Below are 17,417 nucleotides of genomic sequence, written 5' to 3' on the forward strand. Positions count from 1 at the left end.
TCAGCGGTGCTCCGCGGCGGTGCCCGTCAGCTGCCGACGAAGGCGGCGAGCAGGAGCCAGACCACCGGGGCGGTCGGGAGCAGGGAGTCCAAGCGGTCCATGATGCCGCCGTGGCCGGGGAGCAGGGTACCCATGTCCTTGATGCCGAGGTCGCGCTTGATCATCGACTCGGCCAGGTCGCCCAGGGTGGCGGTGACGGCCGCGCAGGCGCCCAGGATCAGGCCCTGCCACCAGACGCCGTCGTCGATCACGTACTGCATCAGCAGTGCGCCCGCGATCATCGACAGCCCGATGCCGCCAGCCAGGCCCTCCCGGGTCTTGCCCGGGCTGATGGCGGGGGCCAGCTTGTTCCTGCCGAACTTGTAGCCGACCGCGTAGGCCCCGGTGTCGCTGCAGATGGTGACGACCAGGAAGAGCAGGATCCGCCAGGGCCCGTCCTCGGCCGCCAGCATCATCACCACGAAGGTGGCCAGGAACGGCACGTAGAAGGCGGTGAAGATGCCCGCCGTTATGTCGCGCAGGTAGTTCTCCGGCGGCTGCGACATCCGCCAGACCATCACCGCGAGCCCGGTCAGCGCCAGCGCGGCGGCGGCCCACTCGGGCCCGGCCCAGTAGCCGGCGGCCAGCATGGCGATGCCGCCCGCCACCAGCGGGACCAGCGGGACGCTGACCTGCTTGCGCTCGGCGAGCCGGCTGGTGAGCTCCCAGATGCCGACCCCGACCGCAGCCATCACCACGAAGAGGAAGAGCACCTTCACGAAGAACAGCGAGGCCACGATCACCGCACCGAGGCCGACCCCGACCCCTATCGCAGCCTGGAGGTTGCGGCCGCCCCGCTGCTTGCGGGGCTGCTGGTCGGGCTGGGCCACGGCTGTCTCCTGCCCTGGGGCGGACGTCGGGGTGGGGTGGTGCGGCATGACAGGAGTCTGTGCCGGGGTGCCCGGTCGGTACACCGGGCGCTGCCGCGCGTGACCCGTTTGGGGTGCACCGACCCCCGGACCGGAGGACTCCGGCCCGGGGGCGGTCGCAGCAGAGCGGTCGGGCGCCGAGGCCGGGCGCCCGGGAGCGTCGTGCATCAGACCTCGAGCAGCTCGGCTTCCTTGTGCTTCAGCAGCTCGTCGATCTGCGCCACGTGGCGGGCGGTGACGTCGTCGAGCTCCTTCTCGGCGCGGCGGCCGTCGTCCTCGCCGATCTCGCCGTCCTTCACGAGCTTGTCGATGCCGTCCTTGGCCTTGCGGCGGATGGAGCGGATCGAGACCTTGGCGTCCTCGCCCTTGCCGCGGGCCTGCTTGATGTACTCGCGGCGGCGCTCCTCGGTGAGGACCGGCAGCACCACGCGGATGATCGAACCGTCGTTGGACGGGTTGACGCCCAGGTCGGAGTCGCGGATCGCGGTCTCGATGTTCTTGAGCGCGGTCTTGTCGAACGGCGTGACGACCGCCATCCGGGGCTCCGGCACCGAGAACGAGGCCAGCTGGTTGATCGGCGTCAGCGCGCCGTAGTAGTCGGCGACGATCTTGGCGAACATCGCCGGGTGGGCCCGGCCGGTCCGGATGGCCGCGAAGTCGTCCTTCGCGACCTGGACGGCCTTCTCCATCTTCTCCTCGGCCTCGAAGAGGATCTCTTCGGTCACTGTCTGCTCCCTGTCCCGTACATCTGCTGTTGTCCCGTACCGGTAGGTGCCCCGGACGGCTGATTGCTGCTCAGGTGACGGCCCGCCGGCTGACGGACCGTCGGCTGCCGACCGCTCAGGCCCGGGTGGAGTCCTGGCTGATGAGTGTGCCGATCTTCTCACTCTTCACCGCGCGGGCGATATTGCCCTCCGCCAGCAGCTCGAAGACCAGGATCGGCAGGTCGTTGTCCTTGCACAGCGTGATGGCGGTCAGGTCAGCCACCTTGAGGTCACGCGCGATGACCTCGGTGTAGTCGAGCGAGTCGAACTTGACCGCCTCGGGGTTGGTGCGCGGGTCGGAGTCGTACACGCCGTCGACGCCGTTCTTGCCCATCAGCAGCACCTCGGCGTGGATCTCCAGGGCGCGCTGCACGGCGGTGGTGTCGGTGGAGAAGTACGGCATGCCCATACCCGCACCGAAGATGACCACGCGGCCCTTCTCCAGGTGCCGGACGGCCCGCAGCGGGAGGTACGGCTCGGCGACCTGGCCCATGGTGATGGCGGTCTGGACCCGGGTCTCGATGCCTTCCTTGATCAGGAAGTCCTGGAGCGCCAGGCAGTTCATCACGGTGCCGAGCATGCCCATGTAGTCGGAGCGGGCCCGGTCCATGCCGCGGACCTGGAGCTCGGCACCCCGGAAGAAGTTGCCGCCGCCGATCACGACCGCCACCTCGGTGCCGCCCCGGACCACCGTGGCGATCTCGCGGGCGATCTTGTGCACGACGTCCGGGTCGACGCCGAGGCCACCGCCACCGGCGAACGCCTCACCGGACAGCTTGAGCAGTACCCGGCGGCGGCCGCCGTCCTGCCCGGTCTCCTGCGTCTCCGTCATCGACTTCTCCTTCTCCACCTACTGGTCCGCAGGCGGGGCCACCGGCGGGCGCTGCCGGGCCCCTTCACCTGCGCGTACACGCGAGGAGGCCACTGCCGCGGGAACCGGTACGGTCTCCTGCACGGCAATGGCCTCCTCGTCGTTCATGGTGCCGACGTGGCCCGCCCGTTGACTTCGTGGCGCTGGTCGAGCCAGTTCGGCGCGTTCCTGGCCGCGCCTGTGGTGGGCGGCCGGGCGGTTCCTACCTTAGGCGGGAAGCGCTGGGAACGGGTCTCAGGCGCCGACGCGGAAGCGGGCGAAGCGCTTGAGGGTGACGCCGTTCTCCTCGAGAACCTTGGCGACGGTCTTCTTGTTGTCCTTCGCGAAGGCCTGCTCCAGGACGGAGTTCTCCTTGACGAAGCCGGTGACGCGACCCTCGACGATCTTCGGCAGGGCAGCCTCGGGCTTGCCCTCCTCGCGAGCGGTGGCCTCGGCGACGCGGCGCTCGTTCTCGAGGTCCTCGGCCGGGATCTCCTCGCGGGAGAGGTACTTCGGCGCGAAGGCGGCGATGTGCTGCGCGACGTCCTTGGCGATCTCGGCGTTCGGCTTGTCCAGCTCGACCAGGACGCCGATGGTGGGCGGCAGGTCCGGGTCGGACTTGTGCTGGTAGACCGCGACGAAGCCGTCACCGTCGAACTGGGCGAAGCGACGGAAGACGATCTTCTCGCCCAGGGTCGCGTTGGCCTCGTCCACGTACTGCTGGACGGTCTGGCCGGCGTTGATCTCGGAGGCCAGGGCGGCGTCCAGGTCGGCCGGGGAGGTGGCGGCCACGTGGGCGGCGATCGCGTCGGCGACCTCGACGAACTTGCCGCCCTTGGCGACGAAGTCGGTCTCGCAGTTCAGCTCGACCAGAACGCCGGACTTCTTGTCCTCGGCGATCAGGGAGGCGACGGCGCCGTTGGAGGCGTCACGGCCCTCGCGCTTGGCAACGCCCTTCTGACCCTTGATGCGGAGCAGCTCGACGGCCTTCTCGACGTTGCCCTCGGCCTCGTCCAGAGCCTTCTTGCAGTCCATCATGCCGGCGCCGGTGAGCTCACGGAGCTTCTTGACGTCCGCGGCGGAGATGTTCGCCATGGTGTGAATCTCTTCTCGCGTCTCGCGTGTCTGCGGGGAGTGGTGCCGGGGAGGTGGTGACCGGGCCCCGGCACGGGAGAGAGGGGCACCTACCGGTGTCGTACCGGCGGGTGCCCCTCACCCTTGGTACGTCAGGCCTGCTCGGCCTCGACGGCCGGAGCCTCGGCGGCCGGGGCCTCGGTGGCCTCGGCAGCGGCGGGGGTCTCCTCGGCCTTCTTCTCGCCCTCGAGGAGGTCCTTCTCCCAGTCGGCGAGCGGCTGGTCGGCGCCCGGCTCGGCCTTGACATCGCCCTTGGCGACACCGGCGCGGGACTTCAGGCCCTCGGCGACGGCGTCGGCGATGACGCGGGTCAGCAGGGTGACGGAGCGGATCGCGTCGTCGTTGCCGGGGATCTTGTAGTCGACCTCGTCCGGGTCACAGTTGGTGTCGAGGATGGCGACGACCGGGATGTTGAGCTTCCGGGCCTCGCCGACCGCGATGTGCTCCTTCTTGGTGTCCACGATCCAGACGGCGCTGGGAACGCGCTGCATGTCGCGGATACCGCCGAGGGTCTTCTCCAGCTTGTCGTGCTCGCGCTGGAGGACCAGGAGCTCCTTCTTGGTGAGGCCGGAGCCGGCCACGTCCGTGAAGTCGATCTCGCCGAGCTCCTTCAGGCGCTGCAGGCGCTTGTAGACGGTCGAGAAGTTGGTCAGCATGCCGCCGAGCCAGCGCTGGTTCACGTAGGGCATGCCCACGCGGGTGGCCTGCTCGGCGATGGCCTCCTGGGCCTGCTTCTTGGTGCCGACGAAGAGGACGCTGCCGCCGTGGGCAACGGTCTCCTTGACGAACTCGAAGGCGCGGTCGATGTAGTTCAGCGACTGCAGGAGGTCGATGATGTAGATGCCGTTGCGCTCCGTGAAGATGAAGCGCTTCATCTTCGGGTTCCAACGACGGGTCTGGTGACCGAAGTGGACGCCGCTCTCCAGCAGCTCCCGCATCGTGACGACGGCCATGGCCGTGCTCCTTGTGCTCTGCCCGGCGCGCCGGGTCCGTGCGGACCGCGGGGTGCCAGGGGTTCTCGGTTGTCCCGCGACGGTCGGGCGACCGTCACGCCTGACGCCCCGGACGTGCCGAGCCGCTCGGCCTGGCGTCGGTCGGGACCGGAGTCCTGACCGCACCGGGCTCGGCGGACCGAGCGGCACTCGCACCGGGCTGGCGGCCTCCTCGCGGGTGGCCTGGCCGCCGGTGGCGGGGCGTGCGAAGTCGACCCGGGAGACCGGGTCGCGTGTGAAGTGTACGGGAAGCCCCGAGCGAGGAGCGACTCCGGCGCTGTGGGGAACGGACCGGAGGGAGCGCGAGGAGGAGGGCGGGGGAGGCTGGAGGGCAGCCGGGGGGGCGGGAGGCAGACGGGCTGCGGGCTGCGGGCGGGCTCTGGGCGGGCTGTGGGCTGCTGCAGGCGGGCGGGCAGCCGGGCTGCGCAGACCGTCCGGCCATTTCGGGTTCACTCCTGTGGGCGACGGCGGCTGTCCACAGGGGCGGCCTTGTCCACAGGGCGGAGCCGGGTGGTGGCCGGGGGCGGGTAGCGGTCGGGACCCTGCACGGCATGACCGTTTCCTCCGTTCCTTCCACCTGTCGTGTGATGCCGCTCCCGTTCCCCTCTTCCCGGCCAGGCCGGCGCAACCGCTTCCGCCTCCGCCGCCGTGCCGGGGCCTCCTCTCCGGGGCTGGCCCATGCCGTGTCCCTTTCCGGTGGGCTCGTCCTGGCGCCCGGTGGACCCGGCGGGCCCGGATCCGGGCCGCCCGGGAGGCCTGACCGGCGATTGGTGCTGTTGCTGGCGGTCCTGCTGACCGCGGTGCTGCTGGTCGGGGTGGAACCACCGACGGCCCGCGGCGCGACGCGGGAGGCGGTGGGCGTGGGCGTGGGCGTGGCCGGGGCCGTGGCCCTGCCCGTGGCCGTCACGGCGGGCCACCCTGCCGTCGGGCCGGGGCCCGGGCGGGCCTGGCCGGTGGGCGGGCGGAGCGGACTGCTCCAGCGGTTCGACCCGCCGCCGGTGCGGTGGGCAGCCGGCCACCGGGGCGTCGACCTGGCGGCCTCGGTCGGCGACACCGTCCGGGCGGCCGCTCCCGGTGTGGTCTCGTTCTCGGGGATGGTGGGTGGCCGTCCGGTGGTGACGGTCACTCACCCCGGCTCGGGGAGCCCGGCCCTGCGCACCACCTACCTGCCGGTCACCGGTGTCCCGGTCGGCACAGCGGTCTCGGCCGGACAGCCGATCGGCGAGCTGACCACCGGGACCGGGCACTGCGCCAGCGGCTGTCTGCACTGGGGGCTGCTGCGCGGGAAGCGCTACCTCGATCCGCTGGCCTTGCTGGGCACCGGGCGGGCGCGGCTGCTGCCGCTCGACGTGCGGTGAGGCGGTCGTGGTGAGCGGTCGGAGCGGATGACCGTGTGGGGCCGCCCGTCGAGGGCGGTCTCCGTCAGTCCGCGAGCGGGGCGTCGGTGTGCTGCGCGCCTGCGGAGTCAGCAGAATCGGCGAAGCCGACGGGGCTGGCGGAGCCAGCGGGGTCGGCGGCCACTGCACGGTGGGCCGGGCAGACGCCGTGCAGCACCATCGAGACGGCGGAGTCGGAGACCGGACCGGGGCCCGGGCCGCCCGGCCGCTCGGCCTGGCGGACGGCGGCCTCGACCACCCCCTGGAGCAGCGCGGCCGCCACCCTGGGCTGGTCGTGCCCGAGATCCTCCAAGGCCCGTACGACCAGATCCACCAGGGTGTGGTGGGCCGCCCGGATCCGCTCCCGTGCCTCGTCGCTCAGCTCCAGTGCCGAGATCGCCACCACCGCCCGGTGCCGGGGGTCCGCCGCGAGCGCGAGCTGCCCACGGACGTAGGCCTCGACCTTCTCCTCCGGAGCGTCGGAGGCGGCCATCCCCGCCTCGATCTCGGCGGCCCAGAGCGGGAAGTCGATGGCGCAGAGCTCTTCCACGACCGCCGCCCGCGAACGGAAGTACTCGTACACCGAGGAGCGCGCGAGACCGGCCCGGGCCGCGAGGGCGGGGAAGGTCAGCGCCTCCATGCCCCCCTCGGTGAGCAGGGTGCGGGCAGCGTCGAGCAGCGCCGCGTGCTGCAGCTGGCGATGCTCGGCCACGGTGGCCGCCCGGATCTTAGGCACGCTCCTACTGTACGGAGCCGGGCGTGCTCCGGTGACGGTGCCTCGCGAATCCGTCCGAGCACGCCCCGGGGAACCCGGCGCACACCACCCGGCGCGCGCCCTGTCACTGGACAGCCCTGGCTGTGGCCCTGCCGCCACCTGTTCGTCGGCGGTTCCTGCCGCCCCGTCAGCAGATCTCGGAGAGCTTGGCCCGGAGCTGGATCACCGACTTGGTGTGGATCTGGCTGACCCGGCTCTCGGTGACGCCGAGAACCTGCCCGATCTCGGCGAGCGTGAGCCCCTCGTAGTAGTAGAGGGTCACCACCGTCTTCTCCCGCTCCGGGAGGGTGTTGACCGCCGTGGCCAACAGCCGGCGCAGCTCCCGGTCCTCCGCGATCTCGACGGGGTTGTCGGCTCCGGTGTCCTCCAGGGTGTCCATCAGGCTCAGCCGGTCACCTCCGTCCCCGGCCGGGTGCAGCAGCTCGTCCAGCGCCACCACGTTGGCGAGCGAGAGCTGACTGAAGATCGCATGCAGGTCCTCGATCGCGATCCCCATCTCGGCCGCGACCTCCGGCTCGTGGGGAGTGCGGCGCAGCCGTGCCTCCAGCGTGGCGTAGGTCCGCTCGACCGCCTTGGCCTTCTGCCTGACGGAGCGTGGGATCCAGTCCAACGCCCGGAGTTCGTCGATGATCGCGCCGCGGATGCGGCTGATGGCATAGGTCTCGAACTTGATCGCGCGGTCGATGTCGAACTTCTCGATCGCGTCGATCAGGCCGAAGACCCCGGAGGAGACGAAGTCCGCCTGCTCGACGTTGGCGGGGAGCCCGACCCCGACCCGGCCGGCCACGTATTTGACCAATGGCGAGTAGTGCAGGATCAGTTGCTCCCGCAGCCTGGCGTCGCCGGACTCCTTGTAGGAGCGCCAGAGCACCTCCAGGGCTGACCGTTCGTCAGTGGCCGTGCCCTCGGGGGGAACCACCGACGCCTGCTGCCGCCGTGCGGCCGGCGGCCGGGCTCCCGGCTGGGCCGCCGTCTCCTCCACGTTCCCCCTGGTGTGTGCCCGGCCAGCCTGCCGGGTCACACCCATCACGCCTGCTGCCTTGGCCGGTCCCTCGGCGGCCGGGCGCACCTCGGCCCCCGGCCCTGGCCCTCCCGAGGACCGGAGGCCACCGGTCACCCTGTGTCCGGGAATGTGTGTGGGCATACGTTGGTCTGCGCCGTTCTGCCGAGTCATGTGCTGATAGGGAAGCCACTGGGAGCGTAGCGTGATCGAGTCGCTGCACAGTGCTACCGCCACTCGGTCGTCCCTCGATCCGGTGGTTGCGCTCGGCGCGTCGCGCTCCGCCGGTCCGGCCGGTCGTCACCCCCGACCGGACCTCGCCCGACGTGCCAGCCGCCAGTGGGCTCCGCACCTCTCGACGAAGCCGAGTGACCCCAACTCGTACAGCCGCTGCTGGACTTCGTCCTGCGAGAGCCCTGCCTGCCGAGCCAGTCTTTCGAGCGGCGCGCCCTCCGCGGTGGCCGGAACCGCCTCCAGCACTTTGGCCACGTTCGGCGTCAGCAGATCCCGCGGAAGAACCGGCCCGGACCGGCGCGGCGCGAGGTCGTCGCCGATCGCCCCGATGAGCTCGTTGACCTCGGCGGCGTCGGTGACGAGGGTGGCCGCGCCGCTGCGGATCAGCGCGTGGACCCCGGCCGAGAGTTCGGAGGTGACCGGGCCGGCCACGCCCATGGTGTGCCGGTTGAGGTCACGGGCCCGGCGGGCCGTACTCAGGGCACCGCTGCGCAGGGCCGCCTCCACCACGACGGTGCCCCTGGTGAGGGCAGCGATGACACGGTTCCGCAGGACGAAGCGGAACCGGTTGGGGTGTTCACCCGGGGGCAGCTCGCTCAGCAGCAGCCCCTGCGCCGCGATCCGGGCGATCAGTTCGGAGTTGCCCGCCGGGTACGCCACGTCCACCCCGCTGGCCAGCACCGCGAGGGTCACGCCGCCGACCGCGAGCGTGCCTCTGTGTGCGGCCGCGTCGATCCCGTACGCCGCTCCGGAGACGACCACCCAGCCCCGCTCGGCGAGTTGGGCGGCGAGCTCCCCCGCCACGTGGGCTCCGTAGGAGGTGCAGGCCCGGGCTCCGACCATCGAGACCGACCTCAGGGCGAGCATCCGGAGGGAGCCCGAGCCTCGGATCCAGAGGCCGATCGGCCGGCCGTCCCCCAGGTCGTCGAGTTGGGAGGGCCATTCGGTGTCGCCCGGAATGATGAACCGCCCACCGAGTGACCGCACCCGTTCCAGGTCTCCGTCGACGTCGATGAGCGGCAGCCGGGCCTGGTAGGCGGCGAGGCGGTCGGCGTCCATGTCCAAGTACCCGGGCTCCGCCCGGCGGTGGATCGCCTCGATCAGGCTGACCGCGCCCACCTGACCGAGCCAACGGCCGATCACGGCGTCGCCCGGTTCGATGAGGCGGGAGAGCGCGGCCCTCGCGCGTCGCTCGGGGTTGTCCTGCCAGGAAGGGGGATGTGTGCCGTCGCTGGCGCAGTCCTCGGCGGTGTGCTCGCGCTCGGGCTGCTGGTCGGTCCGGCTCCCGGGATCGAACTCGGCCCGAGGCCCGGAGTGGGGCTCGGAGTTGGGCTTGGGCCGGGGCTCTGACCGGGACTCGGCTTGGGGCACGGATTCGGGCTCGGCGACGGTGGGCCGGATGCGGTTCACCTGCACCTCCACGGTGTCGGCGGAGTTGGGGACGGCTCGGCTGGGAAGGCCGCGACGGGTGTCAGGGCTCGAGCTCGAAGTGGTCACCCGGCTCTCCTTCGGGGTGGGCGGGCCGATCCGCGGCGGGGAGGCCGCGTTGGACGCCCGTCCGCAGCTGCAGCGCGGTCCGGACGTCGACCCTGGTCGGGCTGGGGTGTCCGCACAGGTCCGCAACCGTCCAGGCGACCCGGAGCACACGGTCGAGTCCGCGGGCGGTGAGCAGGCCTCGCTCCAGCTCCCGCTCCGCGTCGATCAGGGCGCCCGGCGCCACCTGCCATCGGGTGCGGAGAGTGTGGCCGGGGACCTCCGCGTTGGTGCGCCACGGCGTCTCGGCCATCCTGGCGGCGGCGCGCTCGCGAGCTGCCAGCACCCGGATGGCCACCTCCTTCGTACTCTCGGCCCTCCCCTCACGACCCATCAACTCGGCCCTGGTCACCGGCGCCACCTGGACCTGGAGGTCCACTCGGTCCAACAGCGGCCCGGAGAGCCTGCCCTGATAGCGGCTCACCATCGTGGGTGTGCACTCGCACCCTTCGCCACGACGCGAATGCCGGCCGCAGGGACAGGGATTGGCCGCGAGGCAGAGTTGGAACCGGGCGGGCAACCGGACCGACCCGGCCGACCGGGCGATGGTCACCTCGCCGGACTCCAACGGCTGCCGCAGCGCATCGAGCACCCGGACGGGGAACTCCGGTGCCTCGTCGAGGAAGAGGATCCCCCGGTGTGCCAAGGAGACCGCCCCCGGCCTGGGAAACCCACTCCCCCCGCCGACGATCGCGGGCATCGTGGTCGAGTGGTGCGGCGCGTAGTACGGCGGGCTGTCGATCAGCGGCCGGTCCACGGGCAGCAGACCGGCGACCGAGTGCACTGCCGTCACCTCCAGTGCCTCCGACTGGGTCAGCGGCGGCAGCAGGGCCGGGAGCCGTTCGGCGAGCATCGTCTTGCCCGCGCCCGGCGGCCCCTTCAGGTAGAGGTGGTGACCTCCGGCGGCGGCGATCTCCAAGGCCTGGCGGGCCTCCTGCTGCCCGGACACGTCAGCGAGGTCGAGCAAGGCGGCCTTCTCGGCCGTGAGCCCCCGGATGCCGGCTCCCGGCAGGAGCAGCCCGGCCACCGAAGGGTCGCGGCGCCCGTCCGTCTGGGACGCAGGCTCGTCAGGGGCCGGGGCACCGGTCAGCAGGGCGATGAGTTGGCGAAGGCTGCGGACACCCTGGACCGAGACCTCGGGGACGAGGGAAGCCTCGGCAGCGGTCTGCTCGGCCACGATGATCTGCCGGTAGCCGGCCTCGGCGGCCGCCAGGACGGAGGGAAGAACTCCCCGGACCGGCCTGACCCGTCCGTCCAGACCGAGCTCACCGATGATCAGGAGGTCGGCGATGGCGGCAGGTTCGAGCCTCTCGGCGGCGGCCAGCACCGCGCAGGCCACGGCCAGGTCGAAGCCGCTGCCGCCCTTCGGGACCGAGGCCGGGCTCAGACCCACCGTCAGTTTCCGCTGGGGCCAGGTCTCCCCGCTGTTGACCACGGCCGCCCTCACCCTGTCCCTCGCCTCGGAGAGCGCCTTGTCGGGCAGCCCCACCAGGGCGAAGGCGGCCAGGCCGGGCTCCAGGTCCGCCTGAACCTCCACCACCACGCCGTCCACCCCGACCAGGGCCACCGAGCAGGTGCGGGCGAAGGCCATCTCAGACCGCCCCTCTGAGGTGCTCGACCAGGGCCGCGCCCTTGAGGCGGTTGACCACCGCCACCAAGTCGATGCGGACGCCACCGGGCGGCAGCGGGACCGACCGGATCGACTGTTCCGGTCCAGCCGCTTGGCTGCCGCCCTTCACTGCCTTCGCGCGGCCGCCCTTGGTGCTGCCTGTCTTGCCGCCGGTGGCCTTGCCCGAGCCCGTACGCGCCCCCGTCCCCGGCGACTCGGCTTCACCGGCTCCTCCCTCGGCGCCGGCTCCGGACGGTGGAGCCCCGGCCGGTTGGCCGGCTGACGGTCCGTCCGATGATCCGGAAGCCGCCTCGACCGCCCTCGCCAGCCGGTCGAAGTGTTCGGGCCAGCGCTCGCCCAACCAGCGCTCGGCGAGGTGGCGCAGGCGCTCGGCCTTGGTCTGGTCGATGCCCTCCTGGGGCTGCTGGAAGCCACGCTCGGAGCGCGTCTTCACCTCGCAGACGGCGAGGGTGTCCCCGTCGAGGGCGACGATGTCCAACTCGCCCTCGGCGCAGCGCCAGTTGCGTTCCAGGATCTGCAGACCGCCCTGGGTGAGCCAGCGGGCCGCGACTTCTTCGCCGTACCGGCCGAGGCCGGTGTTGGAACTCTGCACGGCAATCACCTCCATGCCGGAGGTTGCCGTGACGGACAGACGACGGGTCGGAAGTGCTCTCAGCCTGTGGAAAACCCGGGGCTGTGGACAACGGAGCTCACTCGGAAGAGTGGTGCCGAGAATTCACCCTGGACAGACCGGTGGTCAGCGGTCCAATGTCTCGTTCCGGGCAGCAGTTCGACCGCTGCCGCGGATCAGTTCCCGAACGACGCGTCGTCGGACGGGAGCTCCAGATCACTCTTCGCCAGTTCCTCGATATTGACGTCCTTGAAGGTCAGCACCCTCACCTTGCGGACGAACCGGGCAGGCCGGTACATGTCCCAGACCCAGGCATCCGCCATCGAGACCTCGAAGAAGACCTCGCCCTGCACCGAGTGGACCTGAAGCTCGTAGTCGTTCGTCAGGTAGAAACGCCGCTCGGTCTCGATCACGTATTTGAACAGGCCGACGACATCCCGGTACTCCCGGTAGAGCTTGAGCTCCATCTCGGTCTCGTACTTCTCGAGGTCTTCGGCACTCATCCAGGGGTCCCCTCAGCTCGATACGTCCACCCCATTGTGGACCACCCCGCTCGTCCGCAGAGCCTTACCGGCCGGACTGGCGGACCATCGGCCAGCAACCGCTCCACCAGATCGGCCAGCTCCACCGGATAGACCGTCTCCCCGGTCTCCCGGAGTTCGGCCACCGTCCACCAACGGGCAGTCAGCAGCTGGGCGTGCTCGGCCTCGTCCGTTTCGGGGACCCGCAGCTCGGTGCTCGCGGTCCGCGCCAGGTGGAACCACTGGTCCTGCTCGTACCCCCTTCCCAGATAGGAGAAGGTCACCGTGTCGAACGCCACCACCGGTCCGAGCTCCACCCCGGTCAGCCCGGTCTCCTCGGCCAGCTCTCGCAGGGCCGCGTCCCGCAGCTCCTCACCGGGCTCGACTCCCCCTCCCGGCGTGAACCACCAGTACACACCAGGGACCGCGGGATCCACACCGCGGAACAGCAGCAGCCTGTCCTCACCGTCGAGCAGCAGCACCCGCGCCGCTCGACGCCGCTCCAGCGTCATCGCCGACTCCTCCGTCACCGCCCCGGCACGGCCTCGCGGCTCAGCTCCTCCCGGCTCGCTTCCGCCGCCCAACCAGCGACGCCACTCCCCCGACCAACGAGGCCAGCAGGATCAGCGCCGCGCCGAGCACCGTTCCGAGCGCGAGCGGCCCGATCGGCCCGGCCTCGGCCGCGGACCGACCCGGCAGGCCGTCGAAGGCAGCCGTACGCTCGCTCACTCCCGCACGGCCGGCCGGCCAGACCGTGGCGTCCACCCGTCCCAGTACCTCGGTCGCCGCCACCGTACCGCCCGCCAGGTCGAGGTGGGTCCGCGAATCGAGCGAGCCGAGCCGGTGGTCGCCCAGCAGGAACAGGCGTCCTTCGGGGACGGTCGTGGAGAATCGCTGGTCATCGAGCTTCGGATCAGCCACGTAGGGCTCGTCGACCGGGTGGTCGTTCACCGTGAGCCGGTGCTGGGCGTCGCAGCAGACCACGGTGTCGCCGCCGGTCGCGACCACCCGCTTGACCATCGTGCTGTTGCCCCACAGCGCGTCCCGGAAGACCACCACATCGCCCCGGCCGATGCTGTCGGCCGGCACCGACCGGGCCACCACCGTGTCCCCCGCACGCAAGGTGGGCTCCATCGACTGCGTCGGGATCCGGTACGGCCGGTACTGCACCGCGATCACCGCGAAGCAGCCGACCATCAGCAGGAAGCCGAGGCCGATCACCAGCCCCTGGACGAAGGCCGCCGGACGTCGTCCGGGCTTCTTCCCCGCCGGGACCGGGGCCACCGGGCTCATCACACCGCTCAACGTCGCCACCTCCTGGTCGGCCCGCACTCAGCACGGGCAGGCCGCGGCGGGGCCGGAAAAGCCGACGGGCCGTGGCACGTGCGAGCAGATTACTCGCCGGTACCACGGCCCGCGCAAGAGCCGAGCGCTGCCCGGAAGCAGCCGGATCAGCCTTCAGCCGCGCTTCCGCCGCAGCCACCAGACCGCCGGCAGTGCGACGGCCGCGCCCGCCACCGGCGGCGCGTACGGCAGTGCGGCAGCCGCGAGGCCCTTCTGGTCGAAGGTGTCCGGGACCGGAAGAGTGGCCCAGTTGCCGATGGGCCACGCGACCACGAAGGCGCGGCCGACCACGTTGTCCACGGGCACCGTGCCGCCACCGGGCTGGTCCTGGTGGAAGCGCGAGTCGAGCGAGTCCGCCCGGTGGTCGCCCATCACCCAGATGCGACCCTCGGGGACGTTCACCTTGCCGAACGGCTTGTCGCCGCACGGCGTGTTGCCCGGGTAGATGTAGGGCTCGTCGAGCGCGATCCCGTTCACCTTGACCGGCCCGGTGCCCTCGCACTCGACGGTGTCGCCACCGACCGCGATGACCCGCTTGATGAGGTCCTTCTCATTGGCCGAAGGCATCAGGCCGACGAAGCTCAGCGCCTCCTGGATGCCGCGGACGATGGCATTGTCGCTCTGCTGCGTCGGCTCGTCGCTCAGCCAGCCGCCCGGGTCGTGGAAGACCACGACCTCTCCGCGCTCGGGCTCGGCCCCGAACCAGGGCGTCAGCTTGTCAACCAGCACCCGGTCACCGATCTGCAGGGTGTTCTGCATCGAGCCCGAGGGGATCGAGAAGGCCTGCACGAAGAAGGTCTTGATCACCAGTGCCAGGATCAGCGCGATGCCGACCAGGATCGGCAGTTCCTTCCAGAACGAGCGCTGCTTGGCCTGCTTCTTCCCGCCGCCTTCCGGCGTCTCCTCGGTCGAGTTCGAGGCCGCGGAAGCGGCCTGCCCGGGTCGATCGGAGCCGTCCAACTGCTCGGGGCCCTCGCCCTCGGGCTCAGGGCCCCCAGAGCGGGCACCGATCACCAGATCCCCCACAACATCTCCTCCCAGCTGTGCGGACGCCCACGCGTCCGCGCTCACAGTGCCGCACAGCGGGCACCACGTTCCGCGACGGGCCGTCAGCCCGCATCAGCCCTGCCCGCCGAAGCGGGGTCTGACACCGACTCACCGACCGTGCTGCCGGAGGCAATCGGACCGTGCACCGAGCACTCCAGCACTTCTCTACCACTCCCGACCAGCACGTCCGGGCTCCCACACGGCAGTACCCGCGAATCAGCGGACGGATGGCCCGTCCCGGTCCCTCGCACGCCTTGGCCGCACGAGGGCCGGAAGGAAGCCCAACACACCCATAACGAGCGGAGGTTTCGCCGGATCCGGCTGAGCACCCGCGAGATTCGTCCCGTCAGGTGCGCTCGTTCCTCCGCCCGCCCCCGGAACGCTACGCTCCCCCGCCCCCGCATGCACGGGAAGCGCCGACAGAGTCTCGGGAACGTCGAGTTGACTCATTCTCTGAAGCGGCCACGCGATCACGAAGGCCCGTCCCAGCACGTTGTCCATGGGGATGGTGCCCTGACCGGCCTCACCGAGGTGGTAGCGCGAGTCGGCGGAGAGTTCCCTGTGGTCGCCCATCACCCAGAGCCGCCCCGGGGGGACGGTGACCTTGAACGGCTGCTTCGACGGCGCATTGCCCGGCGCCAGGTAGGGCTCGTCCAGCGGAACGCCGTTGACGGTCAGCCGGCCCGTCGCCTCACAGCACTCGATGGTGTCCCCCGGGACACCGATCACCCGCTTGATCAGATCCTGCTCGTCGTCGGACGGCAGCAGACCGACGTGCGAGAGCAGTCGCTTGCCGGTCCTCAGCACGGCGCCTTCGTCCTTCGCCTGGGGCAGGGGTTCGAGCCAGCCGCCCGGGTCCTTGAAGACGACCACCTCACCCCGGGACGGCTCGTTGCCGAACCACGGTGTGAACTTGTCGACCAGCACCCGGTCGCCGATCTGGATGGTCTGCTCCATCGAGCCCGAGGGGATCACGAAGACCTGGACGGCGAAGGTCTTGAGCGCCAGGGCGATCAGCACGGCCACCACCCCGATCAACGGCACCTCGCGCAGCAGCGACCGCCTACGGCGTCGGGCGGCCCGGCGCGCGCTGCGGCGCCGTTCGGCCCGGCCGCGCGGCGCAGGTGCCGAGGCGGACGCTGTCCCACCTGTGGCAGACGTGGTCTGCGGGCCGTCTCCCAGCGCGCCCGTCCCGGCCGTGGCTCCGATCCCGGCAGATATGCCGGCGCCGGGCGGCGAGGCGGAGGCGCGTCCCCTACCTCGCTCCCCCATGGCCACCAGTCCCCTCCACCGGGGCGAAGCTCACAGGGCGGTCGAGGGAGGTCCAGCGACCGATCGGGAAGACGATCCAGTCCGCCCGCCCGATCACCTTCGACTCGGGCACGAAACCACCGCCGGGCTCACCGAGGTGGTCACGCGAATCGCGGGAGGCGCTCCGGTGGTCGCCCATCAGCCAGAGCTTCCCGGCGGGCACCACGACGTCGAACCTCACCGCTGACGGGGCGTCACCCGCGTACAGGTAGGCCGACTCGTCCAACGGCACCCCGTTGACCCTGAGCCGCCCGTCCGTTCCACAGCACGTCACTCGGTCACCCCCGATGCCGACCACACGCTTCACGTACACGGAGCCGTCACCGGGGCTCAGCCCCGCGGCCGACAGGAAGCGTCGCACAGGCGGTGTCTCGTCGGCGTAAGGCAGGAACGAACCCGTCCCGTCGAAGACCACCACGTCCCCGCGCTCGATCTCCCCGCCGAACGCGTAGGCGAGCTGGTTGACCAGCAGGCGGTCGCCCGGTTGCAGGATGCCCTCCATCGACCGGGACGGGACGGAGAACGGGCGGACCACGAAGGCGTTCACCAGCAGCAGGACCAGCAGGCACACCACGCCGATCCGCAGGAGGTCCCATGTCGACCAGCCGGCTGACGAATCGTCAGGCTCGTCGGACCCGTCAGGGCCATCCGTTCCGTCGGCTGCTGCTGCTCCGGCTCTTTCGGCTTCCGACGGATCCGGATCCGGCTCCGGCTCCGTGGCGGGGGCCGAAACGGACGCGGACCGCGACGGCGAGTCCGCACCCTGGGGTACGGCCGTGCCGTCGCGGTCCGCGACAGGTTCTTGCGTGCTCATCGGGGCAGAGCCTATCCCGAAGGGACTCGACCCCGACCGAGCGTTCCGGGCCTCCGGACGAGCCGGAGGCCGGAGGATCAGCGGTCGCGCTTCTCCTTGATCTTCGCGGCCTTGCCGCGCAGGTCACGCAGGTAGTACAGCTTGGCGCGGCGGACCGCACCACGGGTCACGACCTCGATCTTCTCGACGACCGGGGTGTGCACCGGGAAGGTGCGCTCCACGCCGACGTTGAAGGAGACCTTGCGAACGGTGAAGGTCTCACCGATGCCGGAGCCGTGACGACGGATGACGACGCCCTGGAAGACCTGGACACGGGAGCGGTTGCCCTCGATGACCCGGACGTGAACCTTCAGGGTGTCACCGGCGCGGAAGGCCGGGATGTCGGAACGCAGCGAGGCCGCGTCGACAGCAGCGAGCTTGTTGCTCATGTTGCTCTCCATCGCAGGCGCCACGGGCCGCCCACGGAAGTTCGTCACAATGGGGTGTGCTGCGGGCCGTTTCGGTCTTCGATGATCCCCCCGTGGCGGGGGCACCGATCCACTGGCTCCCACGGAGGCAGCCCAACGGCAGACAA

17 protein-coding genes and 1 pseudogene are annotated in these 17,417 nt (G+C 71.1%); 1 reads left to right on the forward strand and 17 read right to left on the reverse strand.

Translation table 11 applies throughout. The annotated features are described in order from the left end of the window. Positions 1 to 26: 26 nt before the first annotated feature. The 5 genes from ACIA8O_RS37525 to rpsB form a co-directional block, all read right to left on the reverse strand. Entirely contained in the window at positions 27 to 1,076 is a 1,050-nt protein-coding gene (locus ACIA8O_RS37525) for a phosphatidate cytidylyltransferase (protein WP_396298559.1), read from the reverse strand. Further along, the gene (gene frr, locus ACIA8O_RS37530) at positions 1,076 to 1,633 is read right to left on the reverse strand and encodes a ribosome recycling factor (RefSeq protein WP_345285570.1); all 558 of its coding nucleotides are present in this window, start codon (positions 1,631 to 1,633) and stop codon (positions 1,076 to 1,078) included. Before frr ends, ACIA8O_RS37525 begins: the two co-directional genes overlap by 1 nt. A 115-nt stretch (positions 1,634 to 1,748) precedes the next feature. Beyond that, positions 1,749 to 2,504 (reverse strand): UMP kinase, encoded by a 756-nt coding sequence (gene pyrH, locus ACIA8O_RS37535; RefSeq protein ID WP_396298560.1) that lies wholly within the window; start codon positions 2,502 to 2,504, stop codon positions 1,749 to 1,751. Positions 2,505 to 2,777: 273 nt separating this feature from the next. Further along, positions 2,778 to 3,617, reverse strand: coding sequence for a translation elongation factor Ts (gene tsf, locus ACIA8O_RS37540; protein ID WP_396298561.1), 840 nt, complete (start codon positions 3,615 to 3,617; stop codon positions 2,778 to 2,780). Positions 3,618 to 3,748: 131 nt separating this feature from the next. Further along, a complete protein-coding gene (gene rpsB, locus ACIA8O_RS37545; RefSeq protein ID WP_396298562.1) occupies positions 3,749 to 4,609 on the reverse strand; it encodes a 30S ribosomal protein S2 in 861 nt (286 codons plus the stop codon). 809 nt (positions 4,610 to 5,418) lie between these two features. Here rpsB and ACIA8O_RS37550 point away from each other — a divergent pair. Next, the gene (locus tag ACIA8O_RS37550) at positions 5,419 to 6,006 is read left to right on the forward strand and encodes a M23 family metallopeptidase (RefSeq protein WP_396298563.1); all 588 of its coding nucleotides are present in this window, start codon (positions 5,419 to 5,421) and stop codon (positions 6,004 to 6,006) included. 181 nt (positions 6,007 to 6,187) lie between these two features. Here the strand turns inward: ACIA8O_RS37550 and ACIA8O_RS37555 are convergent. The 12 genes and pseudogenes from ACIA8O_RS37555 to rplS all read right to left on the reverse strand — a co-directional run. Continuing rightward, positions 6,188 to 6,736, reverse strand: a pseudogene (locus ACIA8O_RS37555) (TetR/AcrR family transcriptional regulator); the annotation flags it as partial. 190 nt (positions 6,737 to 6,926) lie between these two features. Next, on the reverse strand, positions 6,927 to 7,826 hold the full coding sequence (gene whiG, locus ACIA8O_RS37560; protein WP_396298623.1) for an RNA polymerase sigma factor WhiG: 900 nt from the start codon (positions 7,824 to 7,826) through the stop codon (positions 6,927 to 6,929). Positions 7,827 to 8,099: 273 nt separating this feature from the next. Next, positions 8,100 to 9,530, reverse strand: coding sequence for a DNA-processing protein DprA (gene dprA / locus ACIA8O_RS37565; protein ID WP_396298564.1), 1,431 nt, complete (start codon positions 9,528 to 9,530; stop codon positions 8,100 to 8,102). Continuing rightward, on the reverse strand, positions 9,505 to 11,157 hold the full coding sequence (locus ACIA8O_RS37570; protein ID WP_396298565.1) for a YifB family Mg chelatase-like AAA ATPase: 1,653 nt from the start codon (positions 11,155 to 11,157) through the stop codon (positions 9,505 to 9,507). The genes dprA and ACIA8O_RS37570 overlap by 26 nt, the downstream gene beginning before the upstream one ends. 1 nt (position 11,158) lies before the next feature. Further along, complete coding sequence (locus ACIA8O_RS37575) at positions 11,159 to 11,788, reverse strand: YraN family protein (RefSeq protein WP_396298566.1); 630 nt, start codon at positions 11,786 to 11,788, stop codon at positions 11,159 to 11,161. A gap of 194 nt (positions 11,789 to 11,982) precedes the next feature. Continuing rightward, the gene (locus ACIA8O_RS37580; RefSeq protein ID WP_057232326.1) at positions 11,983 to 12,309 is read right to left on the reverse strand and encodes a DUF2469 domain-containing protein; all 327 of its coding nucleotides are present in this window, start codon (positions 12,307 to 12,309) and stop codon (positions 11,983 to 11,985) included. Next, entirely contained in the window at positions 12,306 to 12,839 is a 534-nt protein-coding gene (locus tag ACIA8O_RS37585) for an NUDIX hydrolase (RefSeq protein WP_396298567.1), read from the reverse strand. The genes ACIA8O_RS37580 and ACIA8O_RS37585 overlap by 4 nt, the downstream gene beginning before the upstream one ends. Before the next feature lie 40 nt (positions 12,840 to 12,879). Further along, positions 12,880 to 13,623, reverse strand: coding sequence for a signal peptidase I (gene lepB, locus ACIA8O_RS37590; protein WP_396298624.1), 744 nt, complete (start codon positions 13,621 to 13,623; stop codon positions 12,880 to 12,882). Between the two features lie 162 nt (positions 13,624 to 13,785). After that, entirely contained in the window at positions 13,786 to 14,697 is a 912-nt protein-coding gene (lepB, locus tag ACIA8O_RS37595; RefSeq protein WP_396298568.1) for a signal peptidase I, read from the reverse strand. Between the two features lie 237 nt (positions 14,698 to 14,934). Continuing rightward, positions 14,935 to 15,990, reverse strand: a complete 1,056-nt coding sequence (gene lepB / locus ACIA8O_RS37600; RefSeq protein ID WP_396298625.1) for a signal peptidase I — start codon at positions 15,988 to 15,990, stop codon at positions 14,935 to 14,937. Continuing rightward, positions 15,974 to 16,843 carry a signal peptidase I gene (gene lepB / locus ACIA8O_RS37605; protein WP_396298569.1) on the reverse strand — a complete coding sequence of 290 codons (870 nt, stop codon included), beginning with the start codon at positions 16,841 to 16,843 and terminating at the stop codon, positions 15,974 to 15,976. The genes lepB (ACIA8O_RS37600) and lepB (ACIA8O_RS37605) overlap by 17 nt, the downstream gene beginning before the upstream one ends. A 77-nt stretch (positions 16,844 to 16,920) precedes the next feature. Next, positions 16,921 to 17,271, reverse strand: coding sequence for a 50S ribosomal protein L19 (rplS, locus tag ACIA8O_RS37610; protein WP_345285549.1), 351 nt, complete (start codon positions 17,269 to 17,271; stop codon positions 16,921 to 16,923). Between the last annotated feature and the right edge of the window lie 146 nt (positions 17,272 to 17,417).

The sequence above is a fragment of the Kitasatospora sp. NPDC051853 genome (genome assembly GCF_044452665.1).
Lineage (GTDB): Bacteria > Actinomycetota > Actinomycetes > Streptomycetales > Streptomycetaceae > Kitasatospora.

Coding starts and splice junctions, on each gene's coding strand:
- ACIA8O_RS37570 (WP_396298565.1), bottom strand. CDS start 11,157: ATGGCCTTCGCCCGCACCTGCTCGGTGGCCCTGGTCGGGGTGGACGGC.
- lepB (WP_396298625.1), bottom strand. CDS start 15,990: ATGGGGGAGCGAGGTAGGGGACGCGCCTCCGCCTCGCCGCCCGGCGCC.
- tsf (WP_396298561.1), bottom strand. CDS start 3,617: ATGGCGAACATCTCCGCCGCGGACGTCAAGAAGCTCCGTGAGCTCACC.
- whiG (WP_396298623.1), bottom strand. CDS start 7,826: ATGGGTGTGACCCGGCAGGCTGGCCGGGCACACACCAGGGGGAACGTG.
- rpsB (WP_396298562.1), bottom strand. CDS start 4,609: ATGGCCGTCGTCACGATGCGGGAGCTGCTGGAGAGCGGCGTCCACTTC.
- ACIA8O_RS37580 (WP_057232326.1), bottom strand. CDS start 12,309: ATGAGTGCCGAAGACCTCGAGAAGTACGAGACCGAGATGGAGCTCAAG.
- rplS (WP_345285549.1), bottom strand. CDS start 17,271: ATGAGCAACAAGCTCGCTGCTGTCGACGCGGCCTCGCTGCGTTCCGAC.
- lepB (WP_396298569.1), bottom strand. CDS start 16,843: ATGAGCACGCAAGAACCTGTCGCGGACCGCGACGGCACGGCCGTACCC.
- ACIA8O_RS37525 (WP_396298559.1), bottom strand. CDS start 1,076: ATGCACGACGCTCCCGGGCGCCCGGCCTCGGCGCCCGACCGCTCTGCT.
- ACIA8O_RS37585 (WP_396298567.1), bottom strand. CDS start 12,839: ATGACGCTGGAGCGGCGTCGAGCGGCGCGGGTGCTGCTGCTCGACGGT.
- pyrH (WP_396298560.1), bottom strand. CDS start 2,504: ATGACGGAGACGCAGGAGACCGGGCAGGACGGCGGCCGCCGCCGGGTA.